General features: G+C 57.7%; 7 protein-coding genes and 1 tRNA gene. 5 read left to right on the forward strand and 3 right to left on the reverse strand.

Annotated elements, in window-relative coordinates; all coding sequences use genetic code 11:
• Positions 1–83 precede the first annotated feature (83 nt).
• Complete coding sequence (locus tag CHY22_RS08120) at positions 84–1,538, forward strand: sugar nucleotide-binding protein (protein ID WP_089573420.1); 1,455 nt, start codon at positions 84–86, stop codon at positions 1,536–1,538.
• A gap of 37 nt (positions 1,539–1,575) precedes the next feature.
• On the opposite strand, the gene CHY22_RS08125 is transcribed toward CHY22_RS08120, so the two are convergent.
• The 3 genes from CHY22_RS08125 to CHY22_RS08135 are packed head-to-tail and all read right to left on the reverse strand — an operon-like array spanning position 1,576 to position 5,916.
• Positions 1,576–3,987: a YfhO family protein gene (locus tag CHY22_RS08125; protein WP_089573421.1), complete on the reverse strand. Its 2,412-nt coding sequence runs from the start codon at positions 3,985–3,987 to the stop codon at positions 1,576–1,578.
• The gene (locus CHY22_RS08130; protein WP_089573422.1) at positions 3,971–4,939 is read right to left on the reverse strand and encodes a glycosyltransferase family 2 protein; all 969 of its coding nucleotides are present in this window, start codon (positions 4,937–4,939) and stop codon (positions 3,971–3,973) included. Before CHY22_RS08130 ends, CHY22_RS08125 begins: the two co-directional genes overlap by 17 nt.
• A 5-nt stretch (positions 4,940–4,944) precedes the next feature.
• Positions 4,945–5,916, reverse strand: a complete 972-nt coding sequence (locus tag CHY22_RS08135) for a glycosyltransferase family 2 protein (protein ID WP_089573423.1) — start codon at positions 5,914–5,916, stop codon at positions 4,945–4,947.
• A gap of 160 nt (positions 5,917–6,076) precedes the next feature.
• On the opposite strand from CHY22_RS08135, the gene CHY22_RS08140 reads away from it, so the two are divergent.
• The 4 genes from CHY22_RS08140 (at position 6,077) to CHY22_RS08155 (ending at position 8,894) form a co-directional block, all read left to right on the forward strand.
• On the forward strand, positions 6,077–6,922 hold the full coding sequence (locus tag CHY22_RS08140) for an ABC transporter permease (RefSeq protein WP_231501564.1): 846 nt from the start codon (positions 6,077–6,079) through the stop codon (positions 6,920–6,922).
• Between the two features lie 11 nt (positions 6,923–6,933).
• On the forward strand, positions 6,934–7,701 hold the full coding sequence (locus CHY22_RS08145; protein ID WP_006236046.1) for an ABC transporter ATP-binding protein: 768 nt from the start codon (positions 6,934–6,936) through the stop codon (positions 7,699–7,701).
• A 54-nt stretch (positions 7,702–7,755) separates the two neighbouring features.
• A tRNA-Arg gene (locus CHY22_RS08150) sits at positions 7,756–7,832 on the forward strand.
• A gap of 75 nt (positions 7,833–7,907) precedes the next feature.
• Positions 7,908–8,894: an acyltransferase gene (locus CHY22_RS08155; RefSeq protein ID WP_089573424.1), complete on the forward strand. Its 987-nt coding sequence runs from the start codon at positions 7,908–7,910 to the stop codon at positions 8,892–8,894.
• Positions 8,895–8,913: the final 19 nt, after the last annotated feature.

Raw genomic sequence — 8,913 nt, forward strand, 5'->3', positions numbered from 1 at the left:
GGGCCGCAGGGCATGGGGATGATCCTGCGTCCCCGCGCGGGCGCCCCCGGTTACCCAACCTCTTCGATAGGAGCTTTTCCCACATGGCAGACATCGCATTCGAGAAGGACCTCTCCGTCGCCGAGACCGGCATCGAGGGCCTGAAGGTCGTCGACCTCGCCGTCCACGGCGACTCGCGCGGCTGGTTCAAGGAGAACTGGCAGCGCGCCAAGATGACCGCCCTGGGCATCCCGGACCTCAGGGTCGTCCAGAACAACATCTCCTACAACGACAGCCGCGGCGTCACCCGCGGCATCCACGCCGAGCCCTGGGACAAGTTCATCTCCGTGGCCCGCGGCTCGGTCTTCGGCGCCTGGGTGGACCTGCGCGAGGGCAGCGAGACCTACGGGAAGGTCTACACGACCGTGCTGGACCCAAGCAAGGCCATCTACGTCCCGCGCGGCGTGGGCAACAGCTTCCAGGCCCTGGAGGACGGCACCGCCTACACCTACCTGGTGGACGCCCACTGGTCGCTGGAGCTCAAGAGGACCTACACCTTCGTGAACCTCGCCGACCCCGAGCTCGCCATCGAGTGGCCGATCCCGCTTGCGGAGGCCACCGTCTCCGAGGCCGACCTCAACCACCCGATGCTCAAGGACGTCGTCCCGATGGCGCCGAAGCGTACCCTCGTCACCGGCTGCGACGGCCAGCTGGGCCATGCGGTGCGCGCGCTCGCCGAGGAGCGCGGCGTGGCGAAGGACTTCGACTTCTGCGACATCGACACCTTCGACATGTCCGACCCGGACGCCTACTCAAAATACGACTGGTCGCTCTACGGCACCGTCATTAACTGCGGCGCCTACACGGCGGTCGATAAAGCGGAGACCCCCGAGGGCCGCGCCACCGCCTGGAAGGCCAACGCGACGGGGCCCGCCCTTCTTGCACGCACCTGCGCCGGGCACGGCATCACCCTCGTCCACGTGTCCAGCGACTACGTCTTCGACGGCGCGGCCGAGGTGCACACCGAGGACGAGCCCCTAAGCCCGCTGTCCGTCTACGGCCAGACCAAGGCAGCAGGCGACATCGCCGTGGCAGGGGGCCCCCGCCACTACATCATGCGCAGCTCCTGGGTCATCGGCGAGGGGCACAACTTCGTCAAGACCATGAAGGGGCTGTCCGACCGTGTAGCCGACCCCGAGGATAAGCTCATGCAAGTCACGGTCGTGGACGACCAGCTGGGACGCCTGACCTTCACGCGCGACATGGCCGCCGCCATCTTCCACGTACTGGGGACGCACGCCCCCTACGGGACCTATAACTGCACCGGCTCCGGCGCGGTCAAGTCCTGGGCGGACATCGCCCGCGCCGTCTTCGAGGCAGCCAACGGCAACGGCGAGAGGGTCGTGCCGGTTTCGACCGCCGACTACTACGCGAACGCCGCCGGTCCCGTCGCCCCGCGCCCGGTCCACTCGGCGCTCGACCTGTCCAAGCTCGAGGCTGCAGGCTTCCACATGCCCGACTGGGAGGAAGAGCTGGGGGAGTACCTCAAGACGCTCTAGCCGTTATTAACTTTTCGAGAGAAAAAGCCGCCGCTTGTTAACGGCGGCTTTTCTTATGCCTGGCGTATAGACCCGCTGCAACAAGGGCGGCGGCGGTCGCCAGACTCACTGCAAGCCCCGCAAGGGCGCCCGGAGTCTTGTAGGTCATCACGATCTTATTCGCGCCTTTCTGCATGTTCAGGGACGACAAGCCCTTATCGGCGGCGGGCGTTAGTTCTGCGGCGGTTCCGTTTACCGTTACGTTCCAGCCCTCATCGTACGGAACGCTCAACAGCAGGTTGCCGTCATCCTTGGCGGTATACTCGCCTTCGATCCTTCCGTCCTCAAAAACCGTCGTAATAAACTCGCTCGCCTTAAGCTCGTTAATAATCTGCTCGAAAACATCCAGATTGAGGGCGTAAAAGACCGGCTCATTGTCTTGGGGCATGTCTGTATAGCCCTCTGCGACTCCGATTGACACCGTATGCTGGCTCGGGGTGTCCGATGCATCCGCAATCTGGCGGATATTATTGTCGAATCTCCAGGCCTCGTTTTCGATTGCTCGCTGGTCGATGGTAAGGGCGACGGGCCAATAACTGCCGGCGGTCGCATCTTTGTTGATGTAGAGATACCCGATGGAGCTTGCCGGAAGAGTAACGCTCCATTGCTTTAAGCTATCGCTATTCTCCGTGCTCGCGGCCTCGATCTTGGTATAGAGCTCGACCTTGCGGCCTAGGATTTTGCTGTAGAGGTCGTTCTGCTTTTCGAAGGGGTTCTCGCTCTTCAGCGTGCTGTTTTGGATATCGCTTGAGGCTGCGACGCCAACGCTGAGCGCATAGGGGTTCTCGTACACCGCGCTTGTGGAGTCAGCCTGATTCGTCTTGGCCGAAACGTATCCCGCAGGCGCGTTCTCGGGAATGGCGTACTTAACTCCCAATAGGGCATCGACGGCGAGAATGGGCTCGGCATAACGGGTCGAGAATTCGCCGACGCTGCTGTATCCAAGGGAGTTGAGCAGTGCGATGGCCTGCGGGTTGTTGGCAGACGAATACGAAGACAACTGGTTGTACCCAAGCGCTAGGCCTTCGTTGAGGGCGGCGCTATCGGCACGCGTGGTCGTTCGATCGATGCGGTAGAATGACGCAGAATCCTGGTCTTGAATGGCTGTGATCGTGTTGGTTGCGGTGGCGACATAGGTGCTGTTGGCTTCTTCGGAATAGCCTGCGTACAGTTGGTTCCACATCACATGGGCGTTGATAAACAACTCAATTGCGGTGATTGTCAGGATTGGTAATACGACGGCTGGTCGATAGGCATGACGAAATTTGGGCTGGCCCTCGAACACCTGCAACGAATAGCCCGCTGCCCACAGCGCAAAGAAGCTCAGCAAGAAAGTCGTGCGCGAATAGAATCCGTTGGGCACGCGCATGCCGCACCAGATGTACTCGAGCGGGCTCAAAACGGAGCTGGCGACCAGGATTATCGTGACGACGAGCGTTGCGATGCGTGTCTTGATCGAAACCGTGCGGTTAAACAGCAGGCTCACCGCGAGCAGCATCATGATGACGCCGCAATAGAACTGCGGTGTACTATCGTTGTTCACCCACATGCCAGGGAGAAAGCCCCTGATGAGCGATTTGAGGCTGGTTTTAAGCAGCGGCCCGAGGGCTAGGACGGGGCCGCCCTTGGACATGGCAAGGATGGTCGGCAAAAAGGTCCAAGCGGACAGAAGTAGCCCGAGCACGATGGCGCCTGCGAATCGCAGGGCCCGATCGAGCATGAGCTTCCAGCTAAAACCTTCTTCTGCAACATAATCGACAAATTCGACCAATACGAAGATGCAGAGGAACAGGATGCTGATGTAGGCCGTATACCAGCAGAACATGACATTGAGCGCCGTTGTGATGACGAGGCGGATCATGCGCTGCTTGCGGATGAGCTCGTGGCATCCGTAGGCGCAGATGGGCAGCAGGATCAGGCAATCAATCCAGAGTGGGTTGCGCAGGTTGCTGATGGTCCAGCTGCAAAACGTGAACGAGAGGGATAGCAAGAATGCGGCGGGCTTGGAAAGGTCAAAGCGCTTTTGCACATACCAAGCGCTGCTGATGTGGATGCAGCCAAGCTTGAGCGCGGTTATGGCAAATACGAAGAGCGTCAGCTTGTCTGCGGGAAACAGCACGCAGAGCAGGTTGAAGGGGCTGGCGAGGTAGTAGCTATAGAGCCCCCATGTGTTCATACCGAGGCCCTGTGAGAAGGAATAGCGAAGGTTTGCCTCGCCTAAAAGGACGCGGCGAAACCACGCGAAGAAGTCGATGTATTGGTATTTGAGATCGTTGGTGAGAAACGAGTTGTCGCCAAAGGGGTAGACATGCCCCGCCTCTGCAAGTGCGACAAAAAATGCGATGGAAAACGTGAAGCAGGCGGCGTAGAACGCCACATTCTTGAGCGTGCTGTTATTGGGCCGTGTCATCAGATTCCTCGTTGGATTCTCGAATGATATAGATGGGGCGGTGCTTGGCCTCCAAGTAGGCTTTTGCTAGGTACTCGCCAATGATTCCCAGGCACAGGAGCTGCATGCCGCCAAACAGCGTAATGAGGCAGGCAAGGGAGGGCCATCCGCCTACGGGATCGCCCCAAACAAGCGTTTTGACCAGGATGACGATAAATCCCATGATGGCGATGAGGCAGAAGACGATACCCGTGAGGGCGGCGAGGGAGAGTGGCGCCGTGGAAAACGCGACGATGCCGTCGATGGAATAGAGGAGCAGCGACCAAAAGCTCCATTTGGTCTCACCGGCCACGCGGTTGACGTTTACGTAGGGGAGCCATTTGGTCTTGAAGCCGACCCAGCCGTAGATGCCCTTGGAGAATCGATTGTATTCGCCCATGGAGATGATGGCGTTGACCATAGGTCGCTTCATGAGCCTAAAATCGCGTGCTCCATCGACGATGTCGGCCTTGGAAATGCGGTTGATGATCTTGTAGAACATACGGGCGCAGAACGACCTGATGGGAGGCTCGCCTTCGCGGGTGGTCCTACGTGTGGCGACGTTGTCGTAGTCTTCGGTTTGCAAGATCTCGTACATCTGCGGCAGGAGCGAGGGCGGGTCCTGCATGTCGGCATCCATGGTGGCGACATAGTCGCCCTTTGCGTGCTGGAGTCCGGCGAGTAGTGCCGCCTCCTTGCCAAAGTTGCGCGAGAAAGAGTGCCAGCGGATGGCGTATGGATGCGCCGCCGCAGCTTCTGCCTTCATGACGGCGAGCGTTTTGTCTGCCGAGCCATCGTCGATGAGGACGGCTTCAAAGGAGATGCCGGGGTCTTGCCGGGTCATGATGCGAACGACGCCATCGAGCTCTTTGAGAAAGATCGGAAGTGATTCCTGCTCGTTGTAACACGGCACGACGATGGAGATGAGCGGCATGTGACTTACCTCTCGCTTGGCTTGGAAGTAGGGTGGCCGGGCTGGTCGTCGTAGGCGTACTTGCTATATACGTTGACCTCCCACTGCTTTTTTTCGACCTTTGCTACAGAATCCAGGATGAATCCGGTTGCAAGGCTCAGGCCGCACAGGAACATAAACGACGCGGCGAGCATGGCGGTGGGGAAGCGCGGAACGAGGCCGGTCTGGAAATACTCGACAACGATGGGCATGCCCAGGGCGAGGCCGATCACCGCAAACAGAAGCGCGACGAGGCTGAAGAACTTCAGCGGGCGGTAGTCCTTGAACAGCGTGCCGATCATCGCGACGACTTTAATGCCGTCGCTCACGGTATTGAGCTTGGATTCGGAGCCTTCCGGACGGTCGCGGTACTCGATGGGCACATCTTTGATGCGCCAGCGGTGGTCGACGGCGTGGATCGAGAGCTCGGTTTCGATCTGGAAGCCCTCGGAAAGCACAGGGAAGGTTTTAACGAACGGGCGGCTCATGGCGCGGTAGCCGGTCATGACATCATCGAAGCTGTAGCCATAGATCCACTTGATCATGGCGCGGACCAGATTGTTGCCAAAGCCGTGGAAAGCACGCTTGTTTTCCTCGGCGTAGGTGCCGTTGGAAAGGCGGTCGCCTACGGTCATATCGGCCGCGCCGTTGAGGATAGGCTCGCAGAGGGCCTTGGCCGCCTCGGCGGGGTAGGTGTCGTCGCCGTCGACCATCAGGTAGCAATCGGCGTCGATATCGCGAAACATCTGGCGGCACACGTTGCCCTTTCCCTGACGGGGCTCAAAGCGGACCGTGGCGCCGTGCTCGGTGGCGATGCGTGAGGTATCGTCCGACGAGTTGTTGTCATAGACATAGACCGTCGCTTGCGGAAGCTCGCGGTGAAAGTCGTCGATGACTTTGCCGATCGTGAGGGCTTCGTTGTAGCAGGGGATGATGACGGCGATGGATTCAGAATTCACTCAATGCTCCTTATACATTCAATTCTTGAAAGTATAGCCGTTTGGGCTTGGCATCCTAAGATGTGGGTTAGTTCTCCAGTTTTGTTGCGCGAATCGTTTGCATGGCCGTCGGGTCTATACTGTTCGTTTGTCAACGATTACGAGTAAAGGAGTTGCATCCGTGTCGGATCAGACAAAGCAACAAGAAACTCGCAGTCTGCCTGCGACGTTTGCTAAGAACGAATTTGAGAAGGACGCGTTTATCCTTCGTCAGCTGGTTACCAAGGATTTTAAGATCAAGTATCGCCGTAGCGTTCTGGGCGTCGCATGGTCGGTTCTCAACCCGCTGCTGATGATGATCGTCATGGCCATCGTGTTCTCGACGATTTTTGGCCAGGGCCGCAATGGATCAATGACGCCCGAGATGTACCCGCTGTACTTGATCGTGGGTAACGTTACCTTTGCCGTCATGTCCGAGTCCACGAACCAGGCCCTAACGTCGATCGTGGGTGCTGCCCCTCTGCTCAAGAAGGTTAAGGTGCACCGCTGGGTCTTCCCGGTGCAGAAAGTGCTTTTCTCGCTGGTGAACTTTGCCTTCTCGCTGGTCGCCGTCGCCATCGTCATGCTGTGGTTCCGCGTTATGCCTTCTTGGCACCTGATTCTGCTGCCGGTTTGCCTGCTGCTGCTTATGTGCTTCTGCATGGGCCTGGGCATGATGCTCTCTGCTCTTACGGTCTTTTTCCGCGACGTTATGCATCTGTGGAGCGTAGTCATTACGGCGTGGACTTATATTACGCCCATCTTCTGGACGACTGACTATATTGCGCAAATGCCGCATCTCGTGCGTATCTTGATGTATGCGAACCCCATGTACAACTACCTGCAGTTTATGCGCGATATCTTTCTGTTCCAAACTACGCCCTCGCTTATGACGTTTGGTATGTGCGCTGCTTGGGCGGTTCTTGCGCTTGTTATTGGCTATACCGTGTTCCATAAGTCCGAGCGCAAGTTCATCCTCTACATCTAAGGAGTGCTGTGATGACTGAATCTGTTGTTGATTACAGCGAGCAGCCTCTGGCTGTCGAGGTCGACGACGTCACCATGATCTTTAACATGGCGTCCGAGTCGCTGACCAACCTCAAGGAGTACTTCATCAAGCTTGCCAAGCACGAGTTGTTCTTTGAGGAGTTTAGGGCGCTTAAGCATATTTCGTTTGATATTCATCGTGGCGAGGTCGTGGGTCTGGTTGGCACCAATGGCTCCGGCAAGTCTACGATGCTCAAGATTATCGCTGGCGTGCTTGAGCCTAGCGAGGGCAGCGTTAAGGTGCACGGTAACATCGCGCCGCTGATTGAGCTTGGCGCCGGCTTTGACCCCGAGCTGACTGCCCGCGAGAACATCTATCTGAACGGCGCCCTGCTCGGCTATACCAAGGAGTTCATCGACGCCAACTTTGACGGCATTATCGAGTTCGCTGAGCTGCAGAACTTTGTCGATATGCCGCTTAAGAACTTCTCCTCGGGCATGGTGGCGCGTATCGCCTTTGCAATCGCGACGATTACCGAGCCCGATATTCTAATCGTTGACGAGACGCTGTCCGTCGGTGATGTGTTCTTCCAGCAGAAGTGCGAGGCCCGCATCCAGCACTTTATCCAGAGCGGTGACGTGACGGTTCTGTTCGTTTCGCACTCCATGGAGCAGGTTGAGCGCATCTGCCAGCGTGCCGTTTGGATTGAGAAGGGTGACCTTCGCATGGACGGCCCGGTCGATGAGGTCTGCAAGGCGTACCGCGAGCAGTTCAACTAGGTTATAATTACTTGCGCCTGACAGGTTTGCGCTTGCTTGGGCGTGCGGTTATTTGCTCCATTAGCTCAGTTGGATAGAGCAGGGGACTTCTAATCCCAAGGTCGACGGTTCGAATCCGCCATGGAGCACCATCGTTTATTAAGCCCGGACCGCTTGGTGGTCTGGGCTTTTTTCATCTTGTGTGCTGCGATTTTGAAGGGTTCGCCATGGGAAGCAAAAGGCTCGACTGGATCGATATTGCAAAGGGAATTGCAATGATTCTGGTCATTGTGGGGCACACCGTCCCAAATCCTTCTCCCTTGCGGCACGCGATCTTCTCGTTTCACATGCCGGTGTTCTTTATTCTTGCCGGGTATACGTTTAGGCCGAAGCCGTGGCGCGAGCTGCTGAGTGGTTCGGTGTCGCGCCTGCTGGTGCCGTATGTGGTTCTTGCACTGGCGTGGCAGGTGCCGACGTTCTTGATGAGCGGCGCTCCTTTGACGAGCGGTACGCTGGTTGCGGGGCTTAAGACGCTTGTGTTTGCCTCGGGCGTTGATGTGCCTGGGCTTGGCGTTACCGCCGTTGGCATGGCATGGTTTTTGGCGGCGCTGTTTACGTCGCGCCTGCTGTTTAATGTGCTCGTGCGGTTGTTTGATCGCCGCGGAATTGGGGTTGTTTGGCAGGGCGTTGTCTGTGCCGCGATTGCCTTTTGCGGTTTGAGTGTGTCTCGATTAATGGGCGTTTACCTGCCGCTCGATTTGGATCTGAGCTGCTATATTGTGCTGCTGATGTGGGTTGGCTATACGGCGCGCCAAAGGAGGCTGGAGCCGAGCGTGAGCAAGCCTCTGCTGTTTATTGGAGCCGGTGTCGCTTGGCTTGTCCTTGCCGCGCTGAGTGGGCTTGAGCTTTCGAGCCGCCGCGTGGATGGGTTTGTGGCTGCAACAATTGCCGCTCTTGCCGGCAGCTACTGCGTGTGCTGGGTTTCCATGGCGCTTGAGAAACTGAAGGACGTTTCAGTTTTGGGATCCTTTGAACGAGCACTCGTGTTCTGCGGACAGGCTAGCCTCGCCATCTTTGCAATCCACGCGGTCGATTGGTTTATTCCCTGGCAGACCATGCCTCTGCTTATGACGCTGTCAGCATCGTGGCTCTTCGCATCAATTGTGCGTTGCGCCTGCGATATTGGATTGGCGTACGTAATCAAGAGGGCGTAATAACGGCGGGGGGGGGGCA

This window comes from Collinsella sp. TF06-26, assembly GCF_002232035.1.
Lineage (GTDB): Bacteria > Actinomycetota > Coriobacteriia > Coriobacteriales > Coriobacteriaceae > Collinsella.

Excerpts from the sequence above, each read along its gene's own strand:
- CHY22_RS08120 (WP_089573420.1), top strand. The coding sequence starts at position 84 with ATGGCAGACATCGCATTCGAGAAGGACCTCTCCGTCGCCGAGACCGGC.
- CHY22_RS08125 (WP_089573421.1), bottom strand. The coding sequence starts at position 3,987 with ATGACACGGCCCAATAACAGCACGCTCAAGAATGTGGCGTTCTACGCC.
- CHY22_RS08130 (WP_089573422.1), bottom strand. The coding sequence starts at position 4,939 with ATGCCGCTCATCTCCATCGTCGTGCCGTGTTACAACGAGCAGGAATCA.
- CHY22_RS08145 (WP_006236046.1), top strand. The coding sequence starts at position 6,934 with ATGACTGAATCTGTTGTTGATTACAGCGAGCAGCCTCTGGCTGTCGAG.
- CHY22_RS08155 (WP_089573424.1), top strand. The coding sequence starts at position 7,908 with ATGGGAAGCAAAAGGCTCGACTGGATCGATATTGCAAAGGGAATTGCA.